Origin of the sequence: Atopobium fossor DSM 15642, from assembly GCF_000483125.1 — a bacterium.
In the GTDB taxonomy this organism is placed as follows: Bacteria; Actinomycetota; Coriobacteriia; order Coriobacteriales; family Atopobiaceae; genus Atopobium; species Atopobium fossor.
In genome coordinates, this window is record NZ_KI519553.1 from 221124 (window position 1) to 237282 (window position 16159).

A 16159-nucleotide genomic window follows, 5' to 3' on the forward strand; every position below is an offset into this window, starting at 1 on the left:
TTTCACGCTAATTAGCCTACCTGCTGTTTTATTCAGCGTAACTAGCATATCTAATTTATTCAGCTACATTTAAGGCAACTCGTAAAGCGGGGGTCGCAGGTTCAAGTCCCGTAGCTGGCTCCATATTTATGCAGGTAGATGGCTTATAGTCGTCTACCTTTTCTTTTAGCGCCGTAAGTAGCGCCGTATATGCGCCGTAAAACTAACGGGCGCAACCAGTTTTACCAGCGAAAAATCACCAGTTTATATATTTAAGGTTGGTGTAATTATTTATTAAGCTATGTGGTGAAACGGGGCATAAAAAACGCCACCTTTGAAAGATGGCGCTAACAATAAATATAGCTATGTTTAGTTATGATTTTTTATAAGCTACTAACATAGAAGAGCCAACATATGCCATGCAGCTTATTCCAGCTGCTCCAGACGCTATATACGTTAGACCCATAATTAAGGCAACGGCACTTTCCGCTTTTTCTAATTTATCGCTTTCATCGATAGAGCTATAACGAGATGAGCTAAGAGAATCTGCAAATAGAACATCATGTTGTGCCTTTGCTACGCTATTGCCTGCCATTAACCCCATGATTACACAAACAGCAACCGCAACTAATGAAAAAATAAATGCCTTCTTTGCCGTTGCGGCATATTCTTCAATTGGTGTTGCACTAGGTTGAGGTGATTGGAGGGGTGGTTCTTGAACTGTCTCTTTTTGTACCTTGTCCTGGCTAGTGACTTTTTCTTCCATTTTTTTACTCCTCTTTAATGGTTTGACAACAACCTACATTATATATTCTTGTTGTAGGATAATAAGTTAAAACTTCCAATCGTACGGCATCATGTACCATGCCAGTTTTCCAAGAATAGTGATCTGCTGTGTGCAGCCGATACTGTAATCAAAGACACGTGGGCGGTAGGTTGCATCTGTTGACTCACAGCTCAGCTCATAGCCATTATTAAGCTTACGTACACGCCGTAGTATTGCTGGTTCATCGTCTACTGCTACTAAATAAAGATCATTATTTTTCGTCATCGCACGCATAGGCACAATGAGAGCTAGAGCATGGATGGGCAAGAGTAAGTCCAAAGAATCATCTGGCACCTCGATAAAAAAGCTATCTGGGTAAAGCTTTGCAAGCTCAGGGGCGATGCTATATAGAGTAGACGTATGCGTATCTTCTAATATGCTGTGAGCATACAGATTATCTACTAGTGGCACCTGGTAAGCTTGGCGTTTATGCGCAAGCTGGATATACCCATCTACTACAGACGCATTATCTAGAGCGTGCTCATCAAGTAGCGTACAAGCTGGAATATCGTATACACAAGCTATTTGCTCAAGCGTATTAATACGTGGATAAGTCCGCTTACTTTCCCAAGCAGATATAGCAGACTGTGAATAGCCTATGGCTTGCCCAAATTCTTCGTGTGTGAGATTAAGCAATTCACGTAAGCGTTTTACATTATTACCAAAGTGCATATCTTCACGTCCTCAATATCACTATATTACTGGCAGTAATAATTTGCCTTTGCGCTTATACATCTACCAGCCTTTATGTAGCTGGGCAATAAATATAAGAACGTTGTAATAATATTACTAAAAATAATACTTTACCTGCGTATCTATCTTGCCCATACTACCCCATCAATAAGTGTCCGAGCGATTTTGTAGTATAGAACATGTGTTCTGTATAACGTTTGCGCTATGTTTTCTGTGCAAAAGAGTTTGTCAAGCCCAGGAGGTAATCAGAGGTGCACCCAAGAATTTCACACAGCCTACGTATCAGGTCGGCGTCGGGCGTTCTGCGACCATTCTCCCAATTAGATATGGTTTGTTTACTCACGCCAATCATTTCTGCAAGCTCACTTTGCCCCAAACGGTTAAATCCACGGGCACTGGCAATACGTGCGCCTAATTGCTCTTTAAAGTCCATTTTTTCTCCTTTCTGTTCTATTTAGTATAACAGTAGGAATACAAAAAATAAAAATATTTATACTTTTCTGTTGACAGAATATAACGAAAAGAATACTCTGTAAACAGTTCGTTATACAAAAGGGGGGGTGACAAACATTAATGGAGCGCACAAACAATTATAGGAAGTTCCGTAAACAAGCGGAGCTGCGCCCAGAAGTAGCAGCGTCCGAAATTGGGGTTTCTCTTCAAACTTTATATAAGTGGGAGAACGGAGAGACTGCTCCTTCCGCTGAAAAATTGCGAAAAATGGCAGTTATTTACAACTGCTCATCTGACGAACTGATTTGTCTTAGCAATTAAGCACCATTGTACCTTAACAACCGAATAGCACGAGATAAGCAATTGCCGATGCGTCTTTTGCTTATGTCGAGTTACTAACGCACTGGACTAAGAACTGCCAAAGTTTTATCCGCGCACAAATCAAGAGGAGGTGCGATGGAACACAAAACCTATCCACAACTACTTACTGTGGCACAGGCGGCGCACGTACTAAATGGCGCGCCATATTCAACAATCACAGAAGCATGTAGGACTGGAAGGATTTTTGCAGTAAAGATTGGCAAGCAATGGCGCATTAATACGCGCAGGCTTGCTAAACAGTACGGGTTAACACTTGAAATCGAAGAATAAAGCCACCTACCGAGTTTCAAAGGCTAAGGCTAGGTGGCTATCCCACCGAAAGGGGATGTAGATATGGTACATGATTTGCTAGAGGTTTTCAGTTATTACACATGGAGAGATTGGCTGGGGGCAGCTGGCATTATCGCCGCTCTACTTTTGCTTGAGTGGGGGTTGGCTGTTTTATGCTAGATAACTTCACGGCTGTTTTGTTCGGCAACTACAGCGTGAGTAAACACGTTGAGAAGCAATCGCCAAAAAATCCAAAGCCTTTTGGAAACATTCTTGTAACAAAGGGTGATTGGAAGCTTGAAAAGTCCAGCTTTATGAATAGCTACTTTATGCGCCACCCTAAACACGGTGGGTTCATTTTATCTGCACATACAGATACAGAAGCTATCGAAGAGTTCAATAGCAGAACTACAAACACAGATGAAACGGAGGAAAAGTAATGAAAGAAACAGATCCAGCAGCAGGCGTATTTGTATTGGTCGAGAAAGAGAAAACTGAGCCTTTTGCAGCGGTTTTGTTTGAGCAAGAAGCTAAAACACTTGCACGACTGATGAAGTGTGATTACTACATTGTTCCCCGCTTCGTCACAGTTTTAGGTTCTCCAGTTGTAAAGAGGGTGAAAGTTAATGTCAAATAAGCTAACGCCATTTGAGCGCCTATACATCGAGCAAGCAGTTTACAAGGCTATTGCGTCTGATGTATCTACAAAAGGTGCTGGGCTACGCGCACAGCTAGACGCAGCCTTAATTGACGGCTATCTCAGCACAGGAGTTAAGTCACGCGATGCTCTTATCCAGGGGCAAAAAGTCGGGGCTTACTCAGTTAAAGTATCCAAAGACACACGTAAGACAGTGCTTAGTATCCAGGACCGCAAGGCATGGCTGGATTGGGCACTTGAGAATGGGTACGCCCACGAAGAGAAGCACATCGTAGTGGACGATGAACAAGAAGTTTTAGCCGAGCTACTAAACAATGGCGAACTTCCTGATGGATGCGAAGTTCAAGAAGTAGGAACACCACCACGTCCAACCGGCACAACACTTACAGTAGACCCTGCCAAAGTTAACGCAATCATGGGCGAGCTAGGCATGGGTAATGTATTCCCGCTGCTTGATGGTGAAAAATAATGGGCGTTTGTGTAATGGTGCTAGGCGCATCCGGCTCAGGAAAGTCTACCAGTCTCCGCAACTTCAAAGACGGCGAGCTTGCTATCTTCAACGTGGCATCCAAACCACTACCATTTCGGGGGCATTTGCCCAAAATGGACGGAGCAACGTATAAGTCAATTATTCCCGCGTTACAGAAAAACGCATATAACGCTTATGTTATTGATGATGCCACATATTTAATGGCGTTTGATAACTTTGCACGAGCTAAAGACAATGGATACTCAAAATTTGTTGATATGGCGTTGTCTTTTGAGAAGTTGCTTGTAGCCGCGGCGCAAACCAGCAAAGACACAGTGGTGTATTTCTTAATGCACCCAGAAACAGACGCTTTTGGTAAAGAAAAGGTTCGCAGTATTGGAAAGATGCTGGACGAAAAGCTCTGTATTGAGGGATTGTTCCCAATTGTTATCAATACTCGCGTTGATGATGGTAAGCATATTTTTGTCACAGCTAATGATGGGACCAATTTAGCCAAAGCGCCAATAGATATGCTGCCAGATAACATGGACAACGACTTAAAGCAAGTAGATAACGCAATACGTGAGTACTGGGAGCTAAAGCCACTAAAAGTGGTGAAATAGCCTATGTTTTCTCAGGCAATCTATGACCAGCTTTTAGCATCCTGTGAAATGTATTTTGCATTTCTAGTTGAGCAAGGATGCGATGAAGATTTAGCAGCAGATAGGACATTTGATGCTTTGGATTCTGCTGTTGAGCAAAAACACCATGTATTTGACCAGCGAGACCGAGCATTTGAAGAATCATTAGCACAAACTATAGAAAGAGGTTAATTATGCGTAAGAATATTCCGTGGAAAGAGATCACAGAGAGTTCAGACGACTTCACCCGTCTACCAGCAGGTCCGTATGTAGCTAAGATTATTGATGTGAAAGACAACGAGAGCAAAGAGTACCTTGAAATTGTTTTTGACATTGCAGAGGGTGGGTATGCAGGGTTTTACTCTGATGATTGGGGCAAGACTCACCCTTACGCCCATCACTTTTTTATGAGCTACAAGGACAGCGCGTTTGGTATGTTAAAAGGACGCTTGAACGCTATCAACGACTCAAATCCAGGGTTTGATGGTTTTGCAGCATTTGATGCAGGGCGAGAAGACATGTTTGTCAATCGCTTAGTCGGCCTTAACCTCCAAGAGGAGGAGTATGAGTACGAAGGAAAGGTGCGCACTCGTCTTAACGTCTGCCAAGTAGTAGCAGCCGATAAGGTGCGCAATGGCGAGATTAAGGCACGTGAGCCAAAGAAGCTCGAACGTGATGCGCCTGTTTCTACATACGATGACTTATCTGATATTCCATTTCGCTAATGGAAGCGCCCGTAATCTACGTAGACACTAGGCAACAAGCAAATAAGCACAGCAATATAGATAATTGGTTTACCGCCCATAAAGTCCAGTTTGAATACAAAAAGCTGGACTTTGGCGATTATATGACCAGCCAATCTAATATCAGCGTAGACACCAAACAAAATTTAGCGGAGGTTGCGTCTAATTTTGGGCGTGACCACGCTAGGTTTGCACGTGAAATTAAGCGTGCAAATGAAGCTGGATACAAACTAATTGTTTTAATTGAAGTTGGACATCCATACCATTGTGTGGACGATGTCGCACAATGGACAAGTAATGTTTGCCAAAAATGCGATAAAAGACGCTTTGGACATTGTGACCCAAAAGTATCTATGCGTTGTGCTGCACGCAAACAAAAACCAATGCAGGGCAGCACATTAGCACGCATTATGCGCACCATTGAATATAAATATGGATGCGAGTTTATGTTTTGCAATAAACGCTCAACAGGGCGCGTTATTTGCGAGTTGCTAGGCGTCAATTACGAAAAGTAATATACATTTTTGCATATATTTTATGCATTTTGAAAGGCAGGGAATATGCCCAACCATACATCCATTCCTCATTATGTTACAAACTCTGAGGACTATGCAATTTATCGTATTGCTGAACTTCAAGACGAAGTTGCTCTATTAAAAGAAGAGAATGAGCACTTGCATGATATGCTTCCACCAGCGCATCCAGCCTCTGCGAGGCGTTTCAAAGAAGAGCTATGCAAACTAGGTAAGCAAGAGTATATAAATAACAATTTTTACTCTTGGATTCTGGAAGATGCGGAATGTGCTCGAAAAGATGGGTTCGAGTCTTGGGCAGAAAACGCGTGTAAGAACATCCCGTCTTACATTAGCTTTGACGTTATGCTAAGCATGCTGTCTGATGTATTGCACCCAATGTGGGAAGAGCTGGTCTCAGATGATGAATAGCTTGTCTGAGCACTACGCAGCGGAGAATCCCTACATCAATAGTGAGAATTACCACGGTAAATGCGAAAAATGCAAGCATTACGCCAAGGCTTACGAAATGAAAGGCTTAGAAAGCTTTGGCGTGTGCTTGCTCTATGCAGATGTAGATCAATGCGGCTATCACATCAATATTGATGCAGTTCGCGGTTCTGACACTTGTGTAGAAGGTGAATACAAGTGACTAGGGTACACAATGAATGGACCACCAAAGAGCTTGATGTGCTTAGACAAGGCTATGCACAAGGGCACAGCTATAAAAGCGATTACTGGAAACAAGCATTACCACGTCACACGCCTAATTCAATTTCACGCAAAGCTTATTTATGTGGGTTGACTACAGGCAAGCGTAAAAAATGGAACGCTGCCGAAAACGCATTTATCCATAACAACTTGCGCACATTGGCTCATGAACTACGTGTTAGTAAAAGCCAGCTTTTAGGGCATATTGCGTCAATGTATCAAAAGGAGAGCAAAAGAAAATGATTTTAATTATCCTCGGTTTTATAGCTCTTGGTGCCTATCTTTTTGTAATGGGAGCAGTGCCAATCATTTGCAGTGCTTTATTAATTGGAACTTTTTATTTTATCTTCCAGCTATGCAAAAGCACACCAGATGAGCAAAAAGAGAAGTCAAGCAATGAGAAGTAGCCTAGGGACCCGCTGGACAGCAGCAGAAGACACCATCCTTAGAGCAGGGTACGCTCAAGGGCATGGTTGCTATTGGTCAGGATGGTATGAGCTATTGCCAGGCAGAAGTGTTTACGCGATTAATAACCATGCCCAGAAGCTAGGTGTTGGTCTACGAAGGAACCACAAGTGGACGCCTAAAGATGACCAAGATATTTTATCGGCTATTGATTTTTTGGCAGAAAAACTCCAAGCAAGCCGACAAACAGTTATGCGTAGAGTCGTAACTTTGTATCAGAGGGAGAGGGGTAAAGATGGATGACAGTTTTATTGGTTTAAACATTGACAAACGTTTTATCAGCGTTGCGGTAGCAGCGCTTGTTATTGTTGCCGTGGCTATAACGGCGCTCAGTCTAACCAGTTGCAAAGAAGCAGACCGTGTATCACACAACATCAGCCAGGAAGCCGATAACTTCAACGTAGTACGACGCTTGACGGTTATCAATTGTCGTTCTGACCAGGTAACACTACAGCTGACAGGTACGTTTTCCATCCATAAGAACAACAATACTAACGAACTCGAAGTGACCTGTGAGTTGCCAGACGGTAAGTACACCAAGCACTTTGTGTATCTCAATGAGTGGACGTGTTACACCGTAGAGGATCTAAGCGGCTCAACTGTAGACAAGTACAGCTATGAGCTTAATTTCTTGCCGCAAGAAATCCCTGGCGTAAAAATCGTAAGTAAGGACTAAAGATGGCTAATCCAACACCCGAACAGCGCGAAGAAGCTGCAAAGTGCCTACGCGAAAATATCGTTCGTATCTATGATTGGGTAAGCGGTTACGATATTGCAGCAATGATAGGTGTCGAGAATTACACGGGAAACAAAGATAGTACGGATGAGCTGCTTGAACGCCTTGCTGGGCTTATTGACCCTACATGTCGCATCATCTACAAAAATACATCTTGGTTTGCACATGACGGTATACACGTTTACGAGTGGGAGTGTAAGTGCTCTGAGTGCGGTGCTGACCTTACAGATTATTGCGAAGACGCACTAGGAGAATGCGAAGAAAAGCCATTTAATTACTGCCCCAATTGCGGATCTCGCGTTACGGAGGTGTGCGAATGAGTGACGAGCGGCAAGAGATTGCAGAAAGGTTGAGGTTTTTCGCAGACAATGGTGTTGCCTCTTGGGCTATTGGAGCGTTTCTTCATAGCTGGATTAACGTAGATGATATAGCCGATGATAAAGGTCTAACTGTTACCCCTGAATCATCGCTGAGAACAAACTCGGAGACACTCAATAAGCTTGCTAATCTCATATACCCCACGTGTGAAATGGTTGAGGATGAACCATACAGCTGTCATTGCACAGCATGTGGGCGGACAAAAATGTATCCCCTAATAGGGTGGAATTATTGCCCTAACTGTGGCGCGCGTATTGTGGAGGACAAATAAATGGGATGGCAACTACCAGACCCATATGAAGTTGGTCTAGAAGGAATTAAAGCGGCAATTGACGAGCAGATAAAGCGCACCGCGCGTAAGCTTGAGTTTTTTATCCCAAAGAGAAGAAGGCTCAAGGCAATCATACGCTGTCAAGATGCTCTGGCTCCTCACCGCTCTATCACAACTTTTGAGCTCGATGAAGAAGAGCTTGAGGTACTTGGAGACCTAGAGCAAAAGCGCTTAGATGCTCTTATTGAGCTGAGGAAAAGCTTTGAAGATCAAATGCGTGAAAAGGAGGACACAATGCAATGGATACCAGTAAGTGAGAGGTTGCCTTACGAATGGCAGATTGTACTTATTACAATCGCTACTGATGATGACCCATATACAGCCACGTGTCCAGCACTCTATGATTGTGATTTTGGTTGGCGTTTTACTAATAATTTACCAGTCGACGGAACTGTTGACGCCTGGATGCCGCTGCCAGAGCCTTATGAGGAGGTAAGTAGAAATGCCTAAAGAATCTCTTCGAGATATTTCGTTGGAGTTACTAGATAAGTATATGGAATACAAAAAGGATCATGAGTTCTACTTGGGACCTCAAGAAGCTGCACGAGCTCGTCGTAAGCGAGAAAGGTATGAGTGGCTAAGCCGTATTAGGGAAGCAGCCGAGAACCAAGAAGAAATTGTACGCTGCAAAGACTGCATCTTTTATGATACGGTCCATCTTGATTGCGTCCGTCAAAAATGGACTGACTGCGAACCTATGGGATTTTGCAAGTGGGGTGAAGGCTATGAGCACATTCACAAGTAGTTGTGCGAGTAATCCAATTAGCGAACGCGAGAAGCTTTTGCAAGACGCTAAAAACGTTGTGTGTGGCGAGCGACAAAACCAATACGGAGATATTGAAGATTCATTTAACACAATTGCTAACTTATGGAGAGCTTACTTAAGCACTGATATTGCATCTGACGATGTAGCAAACATGATGATTCTATTAAAAATTGCACGCAATAAGGGTGGAGTACATCGCGATAATTGGGTTGATATAGCTGGATATGCAGCCTGTGGGTCTGAGATAGACGCCAATCTTTTACACTAAAAAATAGCTATCACATTTTCCGATAACAAAACTGAATATTAGGAGGTGAGTATGAGCCTAAAAGACAGCGCAATTATGTATTCACGTGCTGGATTTGCCATTATTCCATTAGCCGAGCGCGGCAAAATCCCAGCTGTCCAAGGCGGATTAAAAAGCGCTTGTGTTGATATCAATAATGCCAATGAGTGGTGGACCAAGCACGAAAAATCAAATATTGGCATTGTCTGTGGCGCCCAATCAGGTGGAATTGTCGTCATTGACTTAGATGTTGATGAAGACAATGGAAAAGATGGGTTGTCCGCTATGCAAGACTGGGAGGAACGGTTCCACGAATTACCAACCACAGCATGTGCAATGACGGGGCGGCATGGAATGCATTATTACTACCGCGTAGACCGTATTATCCATCCTTCCACCAACGCCGAGTTGGGCATTGATATACGCGGAGATGGCAGCTATGTAGTAGCACCTCCATCAATTCATGAGAACGGCAACCAATATCGCTGGGTAACACCTTTAACACAAATAGCAGATGCAGACGCATGTGTTTATGACTTTATCCAGTATTGCCAGGCTGGTGATAGAAAATTTAGTGAGCCAGGAGCTATCCAGTCTTTTAAATTGCCTAAGGTTATCAAAAAAGGCGAACGCGATAACATGCTATTCAAATACGCTTGCCAATTACAGGAATTTGGCGTTGATGACTTGGAAATTAAAGGAAAGATTGAGCAAGCTAATCAAGAACGGTGCGTAGAACCACTTAAGCAGTCAGAATTGGCTAGGATAGTTAATTCTGCGACTAAATACCCAAAAGGTAGCAAAAACAGCCTTAAAACGGCTCACAATGAGTCTAGTACAGCTGATAAACAAGACTTGCCAGATCCAACCAAATTTTTACGCAAGGGCGGCGGAATTAAGCATAACATGTTGGCGCGCGAGATTATTTCGCGTAATCACGCTGCAATTATTGACGGTGTCCCAGCAGCATGGACAGGTAAACGTTGGGATATGGGGGTAAAGTCCATCAACAGGCTATGTACCCATTATGTCGATAGCTGCAAAAAATCTGATAAGAGTGAAGTAGTAGCTTACATCCAGGAACAGGCTAAATATATTATCTCTAGCCGCGATATGGACAAAAAGCCATATATCCAGTTCAAAAATGGTACCTGGGACGTACTTGGCGAGACATTTGTTGAGCCAAGACCAGAAATGTACATTACAAACACACTACCTGTGGAGCTAAAGCTAAACACAAAAGAAGGTGAAGCGGATTTATTTATCCAGCGCCTATCTGCTGGTGATGAGCAAACTCAAAAGCTTATGTGCCAAGTAATAGGCGCTGCAATGTGTTCTAAAACCATTGTCTCACAATCGCCAATGTTGATTGGATATTCCAACGATATAGGAGGAGAAGCAAGCAACGGAAAATCAACGTTTCTCAAGGTTCTAACAGCGCTGTTGGGCACTCAAAATGTTAGTTCATTAGAGCTTGCAACACTAGGAAAGCGCTTCCAAGCATCACAAATTGTAGGCAAATTAGCCAATATTGGTGATGACATTCCCAATGGCTTTGTCAGCGGTGAAGAGCTTTCCATGTTTAAGAAAGTAGTCACAGGCGATACGGTGTACACCGACATTAAGGGGGGAGATGGATTTTCATTTACTCCACGGGCAACGCTAATTTTTTCTATGAATGAAGTTCCACGTCTAGGCGACTCATCCAACGGTATTTTACGCCGTATCGCGTTTGTGCCATTCAGAGCGCATTTCACGCCCGATAATGAAAATTACGTCCCGAACTACGATATTGTCCTAAACACGCCTAGAAACCTACAGAGATTGGCTTATTTGGGCATGTGTGAGGTTAAAGAACTGTATGAAAAAGGGATATTTGAAAGATTGGACGATATGGAGGAAGAATTAGAACAAGTCCGCCAGGAAAACAGTAGTGTTGTTCAATGGTTAGATGATGAACGGCTTATCCAACAGGATTTCATCAATAAGCCAACCAGCCAAATGTATTCACGCTACTGTGATTGGTGCAGGCACGCTGGTATACGTATTCCATTTAGCAAAAGACGATTCACGCTTAATGTGACCAAAGAAATGGGACTAGAGCGAAGAAGCATAAGGCTACCAAGTGGTCGATATGACAAGGCTTTTATAGCCAGAAAAGCATAATCGCAGGTAGATTGACATCATGGTATTTGTGTCTCTTTTAAAAAATAGAAGAGACACAGCATTTCCGCAGGTAAAGCATAAAAAATATAAAAATTTGTGTCTCTTCTTACATTTAATTTACTATTCTTATATTTATTATTAGAAATAGCGCATTACGCTAAGTATACGAGTTTATATATAAAAATAGCAAAGTTGCAAAATAAGAGACACAAACTTTTAAAATATATATATCTACCTGCGCAAATGCTTGTGCCTCTTTTAAAAATAGGAAAAAATAAGAGACACAAAAACAGCCGTTTACCTGCGCATTTAATTTTTGAGAAGAGACACAAAGAGACACAAATAAATAACACTGTTATCCAAGGTAAATATGCAAGTATGCGAAATTAGAATGTAAGTTTGAGGCGCATTTTACTCTAAATAGAGTAATTTTGATGTTTAACATAACGCTACGCTAGAAGCGTCTGGAAGAGTTTTCTCAACTTGCGTTAAAAAGTTTTATCTAATACAAAAGAAAGGAGTTCTATCATGGGGCGAAATCAATCATGGCAGCCATGGGAAGTTAAGCAAATCCACGCGCATAAAGGAGTGCGCAAGTTAATTCAAATTGCATTACCTCACCGCAGCAGCCGAGCAATTAGCGAGAAATGCCGAGAGCTTGGGTATTATTATAAACCACAAAAGTGGACACGCGAAATGGAGCAAGAACTGGTTGATGTTGTGTTTCCTAAAGCAGATAAATTTGGAATATCACGTCAAGAAATCTGCAATCATTTGTATTCAATGGCTAAGCGCTCATATAAAAATCCCAGCTTGCTTAAGGCTACACAAGAAAAGAAATCACACGTAGTCTGGGAAGAGCTGAACGAAGATGAGTAGAGCGCCACGCTACCGTTGGACTGAAAAAGAGCTGGATAGACTCTACGCATATTGCAATACACGAGACAAAATCAATGCTAGCGAGCTTAGCAAAATATTCCCAAATCGTACTATCACCAGCATAAAAGCAAAAATAGACCGCTTAAAGTTACGTAGATATTTGCGTGGTAGGCAATGGGAAAAATCTAATGACAAGTACCTGCTAAAAGCTATAGATGCACTTAGCGAACAACTTCATACAACACCTGACTCTGTAATGCGTAGAGCTGGGCAACTATATCGAGCCAATCATTAACCAAAGAAAGGAGAGCAAATGGACGCAGAAGAACTATTGAAAATCGCAGCTCAGGCTGTTAAAGATAAGCAGCGTATCTATGATTATCGAACTGAGAAAATCAATTCCACAATCAAAAATCAAAAATACCAACCTAGTGTAGCTGGACAAACCACATCTTCACCGATGGACTCTATAGATCAAATGCTGGACAAACAGCTGCATGTGTTTGATGAACGCGAAAAAGAGTGTGACTGTATTATTGATACAGCCTGGAATGTATTGGAACAGCTATCACGTAGGCGTTCAGTAGAGTTAGAACAGATATTATCTGCACGCTACATGTTCAATGAATCATGGACTAAAATTGCACATGCACATGGATATAAATCACATAACACTGTTATATCTAAAGCAAAACAAGCGATTGATTGGCTGGACTACCATTATCAATTCAGTTATTTACCAACTGGGCAAATTAATGTAATACCGCTTGTGTAGTGCTGGACCATGCACAGCCAACGAAAGTTATTGTTAACGATTAAATACTCATTCAACGAAAATCAAAACCTTAAAACGCCTTAGAATGGCTGGGATGAAAATCGTTTGGTAAAACTAACGAAAACGTGGATGATGTCATGGCGACGAACGAAAATCGCATGACTACATATTATTAAGATAAATAAATATAAAAATCGTCCTACGCTGCGGCTATCTGAGAGAATGATGGACCCCAGAAGGTCTAACAACTGGGCACCTCCGGTGCGGGTGGGCGGCGGTTTCTGCCCGGTTTACTTTTTAGGGGCGGCGTTTCTGAAAATCGTCTGAATCAAAATCATTTTTATCAGCCAACAAATACGAAAATCGTTTTGCTAAAATGAAAATCGTTATAGTGAAAATCGATAACAAAAATCGAAAATCGTTGGCGAAAATCAGTTTTATTAAATATAAAAAGGGGAGATAACATGCACGTAGATACAAATACTCTTGTTGCCGTATCAGCAATATTTATCATGGTTATCCTTGCGCTTGTCCACTGGGATTTGCGTAAATACATCTACAGTGCTTTGCTTGCTCAAAATATCCATTCAGATATTCAGCGTAACGAGCTAATTAAAATGTTGGATGGACTGCTATACGGACCTGATGGGGTAAAAGAGAATATACGGAAGCGCATTAAGACGTTTGATAAATATCGCGAACAAGAAAGCATCTGGGAGTGCTTAATACAGAGCGAGGACGAAGCCGAAAATATCAATATTCCTCCAACAACAAAAGCCAACGCATGATTACCGATGGAGACAAGCAATGGATAAAAACGAAAAAGTAATTAAAGACGCAGTTGTTAATGCGATTTTGTCTAATGAAAAGCTGGACAAACGCGCGCGTGAAATCTACGACAATAGCAAAGTTATGAATTACATCAAAGCGCAAGCAGACTTTTTTGAGCAAAACAACTGGACCTTAATTGAAATTGCAGAAGTTGGACGCGCTTTTATTAACTTCGCTACAGCAAGCCTAGCTGCAAATGGTGCAGAAAAATCAATCAATGAAATAGTAAACAACCTGGCGCTGGACCTTTTTAAGAGCAAAATCAATGAAGTTGTGGACTCTGAAAAGCAATAACAATGGACTTTACCTAGACTTTTTGAACATCGAAAATCGCTAATCAATGGCTATTTTTTTGGCAAGACAATGGAACATGAAAATCAATGTATCAATGCATAAAAAATCCCCGTTACCCTAAAGATGGATAGCGGGAAAAGTGCATGTTTTAGGCGTTTTCGCGTTCTTTTAATATACGCTTAATACGCTTAATACGTCTGTTTGTTAGCCAAGGTTCAATAAACCAAACATAGATAGGTGTTAGTATCAAAAGCGCCAATAGCAATGGACCATACATGTACAATGCGATCAATACCAGTACCCCTAAAATGAACATTGCTCGTCCTTTCTATTGTCAGATTAATTATATAGTATTGGTCAAAAAAATAGGGCGCATGTTTTTCCCACGCGCCCTGAGAATTACACTAGTCGGCTTCGTAAACCTCAACGATGCGGTAGAAGTAGTCACGGCTATAATTCTGGTTATCGTGGGGACCTTCGTAATCACACGTCCCACTGCATAATGAGCTGAATTTATCCAAGACGCGGGTGTAAAACTTTAGTTTTAAAGCTTGGATAGCTTTTCACAAAGCATGTCGAAAGCTTCTGAATGCGTGTAGAGTTCGCCAGGTGTATAGGTCGCGAACTCGTTAATAATTTCTTGGGGGACTCTCTGACCTCGTGTATTACGGTAACCAGTCGTGATAGCTATATCATATTCATTATGCGTATAGATATCACAATTCCATCCGTAGATGCCGTGGTTGTGGTAGTCGCTTGGCATCTCCGCTAGCCATGGAATAGCACAATAGGGGAGCTTGTAAACGTGCTTGTAGAGGTTGCAAACCTTCATTGAACTTGCTTGACTCATGATGTATACTCCTTTACATATTCTTTGTCTTGTGGGGTATCCCACATTAGGGACATACGGACCGAGCTGGTAACTTTCCGGGCTACAGCTCACACCTCCGAAGTCCTGCAGAAACTTGGAGAGGGTGGCTTAACCCTTCTTAGTCTTGGTCGCCCTTCTCCTTCTCAAGCTCAATTACAAGCCTTGTAAAGTCGATAAGCAGACCGGCTATTGATGTAACTACCGATATAAGATTTACTAAATCCTGTATCTTCATTGCATAACCTCCATAGTTGCGGAGGTTTCCGTATATCCCTAGTGCGGGGTATCCGCCTTGGCGAGCTATTCAGTTGTTAAGGTACGTTGCCCGGGTGGCTCGTTGCTCCCTTGCGTTGGCTGTAGTATCCGTCAACAATCGTTACAATGTCAACAACTGTTATTTACCTACATAATTCCTACATAACATTTGTTGACGTATTGTATTTATGCAGGTAGAATGTGATAAACGTTGAACGGAGGACTATGGATACAACACAATTAATTAAACATATCTTATCTAAGAGCGGTAAGACGTCTACGGATGTATCGCGCGTCATGGATAGATCTGATGGATACTTACGCCAAGTGATGCACCGAGGGAGCGCCCCAACGCTTCCCGTATTCATTGAGATTGCAAAAGCCTGTGGATATAAATTATGTTTAATAAAAGATGATGACACTATCGTCATCGACGAACTGGCATACGATAAACATTAACTTATATATTACTAACGGGGTAGCATTTGTCGCTGCCCCGCTTTCACTTATTCATTGGCATAAATTAAACCTTATCACCACACAGCGCCTGGAGATACCCATATATTGCACTGCTTGCGTTGACCATCTCCCAGGCGCACCGCGCAAAGCTTAATCTTATATATGTCTTATCTTATCAATACGTAGCATTGTGCATAAATTTATCCTATATGTGTATATGAGCAAGTATTCATATACCCCCCATAGGGGCTTTGACCTGCGCAAACGGGGAGACCGGCGTCAAGGGTTAGGATTTTATGCGAATTGCTTTTTAAAACCAGTTTTCTACATT

Annotated in this window: 28 protein-coding genes; 24 read left to right on the forward strand and 4 right to left on the reverse strand. The window is 42.1% G+C overall.

Going from position 1 to position 16159, the window contains the following annotated elements:
- Window positions 1–352: 352 nt before the first annotated feature.
- From G469_RS0103730 to G469_RS0103740, 3 genes are all read right to left on the reverse strand, one after another.
- The gene (locus G469_RS0103730) at window positions 353–745 is read right to left on the reverse strand and encodes a hypothetical protein (RefSeq protein WP_028263903.1); all 393 of its coding nucleotides are present in this window, start codon (window positions 743–745) and stop codon (window positions 353–355) included.
- A 66-nt stretch (window positions 746–811) separates the two neighbouring features.
- On the reverse strand, window positions 812–1477 hold the full coding sequence (locus G469_RS0103735; RefSeq protein ID WP_028263904.1) for a helix-turn-helix domain-containing protein: 666 nt from the start codon (window positions 1475–1477) through the stop codon (window positions 812–814).
- A gap of 223 nt (window positions 1478–1700) precedes the next feature.
- Window positions 1701–1931, reverse strand: coding sequence for a helix-turn-helix domain-containing protein (locus tag G469_RS0103740; protein ID WP_028263905.1), 231 nt, complete (start codon window positions 1929–1931; stop codon window positions 1701–1703).
- A 140-nt stretch (window positions 1932–2071) separates the two neighbouring features.
- Here G469_RS0103740 and G469_RS09210 point away from each other — a divergent pair, with 140 nt between their 5' ends.
- From G469_RS09210 to G469_RS0103875, 23 genes are all read left to right on the forward strand, one after another.
- A complete protein-coding gene (locus G469_RS09210) occupies window positions 2072–2272 on the forward strand; it encodes a helix-turn-helix domain-containing protein (RefSeq protein ID WP_028263906.1) in 201 nt (66 codons plus the stop codon).
- A gap of 135 nt (window positions 2273–2407) precedes the next feature.
- A complete protein-coding gene (locus tag G469_RS0103750; RefSeq protein ID WP_028263907.1) occupies window positions 2408–2602 on the forward strand; it encodes a helix-turn-helix domain-containing protein in 195 nt (64 codons plus the stop codon).
- A 173-nt stretch (window positions 2603–2775) separates the two neighbouring features.
- Complete coding sequence (locus tag G469_RS0103760; protein ID WP_028263908.1) at window positions 2776–3042, forward strand: hypothetical protein; 267 nt, start codon at window positions 2776–2778, stop codon at window positions 3040–3042.
- A complete protein-coding gene (locus G469_RS0103765; protein WP_028263909.1) occupies window positions 3042–3239 on the forward strand; it encodes a hypothetical protein in 198 nt (65 codons plus the stop codon). The genes G469_RS0103760 and G469_RS0103765 overlap by 1 nt, the downstream gene beginning before the upstream one ends.
- Window positions 3229–3729 carry a hypothetical protein gene (locus tag G469_RS0103770; protein ID WP_028263910.1) on the forward strand — a complete coding sequence of 167 codons (501 nt, stop codon included), beginning with the start codon at window positions 3229–3231 and terminating at the stop codon, window positions 3727–3729. The genes G469_RS0103765 and G469_RS0103770 overlap by 11 nt, the downstream gene beginning before the upstream one ends.
- On the forward strand, window positions 3729–4352 hold the full coding sequence (locus tag G469_RS08295) for a DEAD/DEAH box helicase family protein (RefSeq protein WP_051353748.1): 624 nt from the start codon (window positions 3729–3731) through the stop codon (window positions 4350–4352). The genes G469_RS0103770 and G469_RS08295 overlap by 1 nt, the downstream gene beginning before the upstream one ends.
- Window positions 4353–4355: 3 nt before the next feature.
- Window positions 4356–4562: a hypothetical protein gene (locus G469_RS0103780; protein ID WP_028263911.1), complete on the forward strand. Its 207-nt coding sequence runs from the start codon at window positions 4356–4358 to the stop codon at window positions 4560–4562.
- A 2-nt stretch (window positions 4563–4564) separates the two neighbouring features.
- Window positions 4565–5095, forward strand: a complete 531-nt coding sequence (locus G469_RS0103785) for a hypothetical protein (RefSeq protein ID WP_028263912.1) — start codon at window positions 4565–4567, stop codon at window positions 5093–5095.
- Between the two features lie 122 nt (window positions 5096–5217).
- Entirely contained in the window at window positions 5218–5628 is a 411-nt protein-coding gene (locus G469_RS0103790) for a hypothetical protein (protein WP_156908401.1), read from the forward strand.
- 45 nt (window positions 5629–5673) lie between these two features.
- Entirely contained in the window at window positions 5674–6057 is a 384-nt protein-coding gene (locus tag G469_RS0103795) for a hypothetical protein (protein ID WP_028263914.1), read from the forward strand.
- Complete coding sequence (locus G469_RS0103800) at window positions 6047–6277, forward strand: hypothetical protein (RefSeq protein ID WP_028263915.1); 231 nt, start codon at window positions 6047–6049, stop codon at window positions 6275–6277. The genes G469_RS0103795 and G469_RS0103800 overlap by 11 nt, the downstream gene beginning before the upstream one ends.
- Before the next feature lie 38 nt (window positions 6278–6315).
- The gene (locus G469_RS0103805) at window positions 6316–6579 is read left to right on the forward strand and encodes a hypothetical protein (RefSeq protein WP_156908402.1); all 264 of its coding nucleotides are present in this window, start codon (window positions 6316–6318) and stop codon (window positions 6577–6579) included.
- The gene (locus G469_RS09085; RefSeq protein ID WP_156908403.1) at window positions 6576–6743 is read left to right on the forward strand and encodes a hypothetical protein; all 168 of its coding nucleotides are present in this window, start codon (window positions 6576–6578) and stop codon (window positions 6741–6743) included. The genes G469_RS0103805 and G469_RS09085 overlap by 4 nt, the downstream gene beginning before the upstream one ends.
- A 293-nt stretch (window positions 6744–7036) precedes the next feature.
- Window positions 7037–7477, forward strand: coding sequence for a beta-sandwich lipoprotein (locus G469_RS0103820; RefSeq protein ID WP_084522295.1), 441 nt, complete (start codon window positions 7037–7039; stop codon window positions 7475–7477).
- A 2-nt stretch (window positions 7478–7479) separates the two neighbouring features.
- Window positions 7480–7857: a hypothetical protein gene (locus G469_RS0103825; RefSeq protein WP_028263919.1), complete on the forward strand. Its 378-nt coding sequence runs from the start codon at window positions 7480–7482 to the stop codon at window positions 7855–7857.
- A 329-nt stretch (window positions 7858–8186) separates the two neighbouring features.
- The gene (locus G469_RS0103835) at window positions 8187–8696 is read left to right on the forward strand and encodes a DUF551 domain-containing protein (protein WP_028263920.1); all 510 of its coding nucleotides are present in this window, start codon (window positions 8187–8189) and stop codon (window positions 8694–8696) included.
- Complete coding sequence (locus tag G469_RS0103840) at window positions 8689–8991, forward strand: hypothetical protein (RefSeq protein WP_028263921.1); 303 nt, start codon at window positions 8689–8691, stop codon at window positions 8989–8991. The genes G469_RS0103835 and G469_RS0103840 overlap by 8 nt, the downstream gene beginning before the upstream one ends.
- Window positions 8972–9280 (forward strand): DUF6378 domain-containing protein, encoded by a 309-nt coding sequence (locus G469_RS0103845; RefSeq protein ID WP_051353749.1) that lies wholly within the window; start codon window positions 8972–8974, stop codon window positions 9278–9280. The genes G469_RS0103840 and G469_RS0103845 overlap by 20 nt, the downstream gene beginning before the upstream one ends.
- Before the next feature lie 51 nt (window positions 9281–9331).
- Complete coding sequence (locus G469_RS0103850; protein WP_028263923.1) at window positions 9332–11464, forward strand: phage/plasmid primase, P4 family; 2133 nt, start codon at window positions 9332–9334, stop codon at window positions 11462–11464.
- A 528-nt stretch (window positions 11465–11992) separates the two neighbouring features.
- Entirely contained in the window at window positions 11993–12343 is a 351-nt protein-coding gene (locus tag G469_RS0103855; RefSeq protein ID WP_028263924.1) for a hypothetical protein, read from the forward strand.
- A 313-nt stretch (window positions 12344–12656) separates the two neighbouring features.
- On the forward strand, window positions 12657–13118 hold the full coding sequence (locus G469_RS0103865) for a hypothetical protein (RefSeq protein WP_028263926.1): 462 nt from the start codon (window positions 12657–12659) through the stop codon (window positions 13116–13118).
- Window positions 13119–13582: 464 nt separating this feature from the next.
- On the forward strand, window positions 13583–13906 hold the full coding sequence (locus G469_RS0103870; protein ID WP_028263927.1) for a hypothetical protein: 324 nt from the start codon (window positions 13583–13585) through the stop codon (window positions 13904–13906).
- A 19-nt stretch (window positions 13907–13925) separates the two neighbouring features.
- Window positions 13926–14243: a hypothetical protein gene (locus G469_RS0103875; protein WP_028263928.1), complete on the forward strand. Its 318-nt coding sequence runs from the start codon at window positions 13926–13928 to the stop codon at window positions 14241–14243.
- A 544-nt stretch (window positions 14244–14787) separates the two neighbouring features.
- On the opposite strand, the gene G469_RS0103885 is transcribed toward G469_RS0103875, so the two are convergent.
- Window positions 14788–15093, reverse strand: a complete 306-nt coding sequence (locus G469_RS0103885) for a hypothetical protein (protein WP_028263930.1) — start codon at window positions 15091–15093, stop codon at window positions 14788–14790.
- Between the two features lie 501 nt (window positions 15094–15594).
- Between G469_RS0103885 and G469_RS0103895 the strand changes: the two genes are divergently transcribed.
- Complete coding sequence (locus tag G469_RS0103895; RefSeq protein WP_028263931.1) at window positions 15595–15828, forward strand: hypothetical protein; 234 nt, start codon at window positions 15595–15597, stop codon at window positions 15826–15828.
- The last annotated feature ends 331 nt before the right edge of the window (window positions 15829–16159 follow it).

Bases quoted from the DNA above. Each gene is read 5' to 3' on its own strand.
- G469_RS0103730 (WP_028263903.1), bottom strand. From the start codon at position 745: ATGGAAGAAAAAGTCACTAGCCAGGACAAGGTACAAAAAGAGACAGTT.
- G469_RS0103735 (WP_028263904.1), bottom strand. From the start codon at position 1,477: ATGCACTTTGGTAATAATGTAAAACGCTTACGTGAATTGCTTAATCTC.
- G469_RS0103740 (WP_028263905.1), bottom strand. From the start codon at position 1,931: ATGGACTTTAAAGAGCAATTAGGCGCACGTATTGCCAGTGCCCGTGGA.
- G469_RS09210 (WP_028263906.1), top strand. From the start codon at position 2,072: ATGGAGCGCACAAACAATTATAGGAAGTTCCGTAAACAAGCGGAGCTG.
- G469_RS0103750 (WP_028263907.1), top strand. From the start codon at position 2,408: ATGGAACACAAAACCTATCCACAACTACTTACTGTGGCACAGGCGGCG.
- G469_RS0103760 (WP_028263908.1), top strand. From the start codon at position 2,776: ATGCTAGATAACTTCACGGCTGTTTTGTTCGGCAACTACAGCGTGAGT.
- G469_RS0103765 (WP_028263909.1), top strand. From the start codon at position 3,042: ATGAAAGAAACAGATCCAGCAGCAGGCGTATTTGTATTGGTCGAGAAA.
- G469_RS0103770 (WP_028263910.1), top strand. From the start codon at position 3,229: ATGTCAAATAAGCTAACGCCATTTGAGCGCCTATACATCGAGCAAGCA.
- G469_RS08295 (WP_051353748.1), top strand. From the start codon at position 3,729: ATGGGCGTTTGTGTAATGGTGCTAGGCGCATCCGGCTCAGGAAAGTCT.
- G469_RS0103780 (WP_028263911.1), top strand. From the start codon at position 4,356: ATGTTTTCTCAGGCAATCTATGACCAGCTTTTAGCATCCTGTGAAATG.
- G469_RS0103785 (WP_028263912.1), top strand. From the start codon at position 4,565: ATGCGTAAGAATATTCCGTGGAAAGAGATCACAGAGAGTTCAGACGAC.
- G469_RS0103790 (WP_156908401.1), top strand. From the start codon at position 5,218: ATGACCAGCCAATCTAATATCAGCGTAGACACCAAACAAAATTTAGCG.
- G469_RS0103795 (WP_028263914.1), top strand. From the start codon at position 5,674: ATGCCCAACCATACATCCATTCCTCATTATGTTACAAACTCTGAGGAC.
- G469_RS0103800 (WP_028263915.1), top strand. From the start codon at position 6,047: ATGATGAATAGCTTGTCTGAGCACTACGCAGCGGAGAATCCCTACATC.
- G469_RS09085 (WP_156908403.1), top strand. From the start codon at position 6,576: ATGATTTTAATTATCCTCGGTTTTATAGCTCTTGGTGCCTATCTTTTT.
- G469_RS0103820 (WP_084522295.1), top strand. From the start codon at position 7,037: ATGGATGACAGTTTTATTGGTTTAAACATTGACAAACGTTTTATCAGC.
- G469_RS0103825 (WP_028263919.1), top strand. From the start codon at position 7,480: ATGGCTAATCCAACACCCGAACAGCGCGAAGAAGCTGCAAAGTGCCTA.
- G469_RS0103835 (WP_028263920.1), top strand. From the start codon at position 8,187: ATGGGATGGCAACTACCAGACCCATATGAAGTTGGTCTAGAAGGAATT.
- G469_RS0103840 (WP_028263921.1), top strand. From the start codon at position 8,689: ATGCCTAAAGAATCTCTTCGAGATATTTCGTTGGAGTTACTAGATAAG.
- G469_RS0103845 (WP_051353749.1), top strand. From the start codon at position 8,972: ATGAGCACATTCACAAGTAGTTGTGCGAGTAATCCAATTAGCGAACGC.
- G469_RS0103850 (WP_028263923.1), top strand. From the start codon at position 9,332: ATGAGCCTAAAAGACAGCGCAATTATGTATTCACGTGCTGGATTTGCC.
- G469_RS0103855 (WP_028263924.1), top strand. From the start codon at position 11,993: ATGGGGCGAAATCAATCATGGCAGCCATGGGAAGTTAAGCAAATCCAC.
- G469_RS0103865 (WP_028263926.1), top strand. From the start codon at position 12,657: ATGGACGCAGAAGAACTATTGAAAATCGCAGCTCAGGCTGTTAAAGAT.
- G469_RS0103870 (WP_028263927.1), top strand. From the start codon at position 13,583: ATGCACGTAGATACAAATACTCTTGTTGCCGTATCAGCAATATTTATC.
- G469_RS0103875 (WP_028263928.1), top strand. From the start codon at position 13,926: ATGGATAAAAACGAAAAAGTAATTAAAGACGCAGTTGTTAATGCGATT.
- G469_RS0103885 (WP_028263930.1), bottom strand. From the start codon at position 15,093: ATGAGTCAAGCAAGTTCAATGAAGGTTTGCAACCTCTACAAGCACGTT.
- G469_RS0103895 (WP_028263931.1), top strand. From the start codon at position 15,595: ATGGATACAACACAATTAATTAAACATATCTTATCTAAGAGCGGTAAG.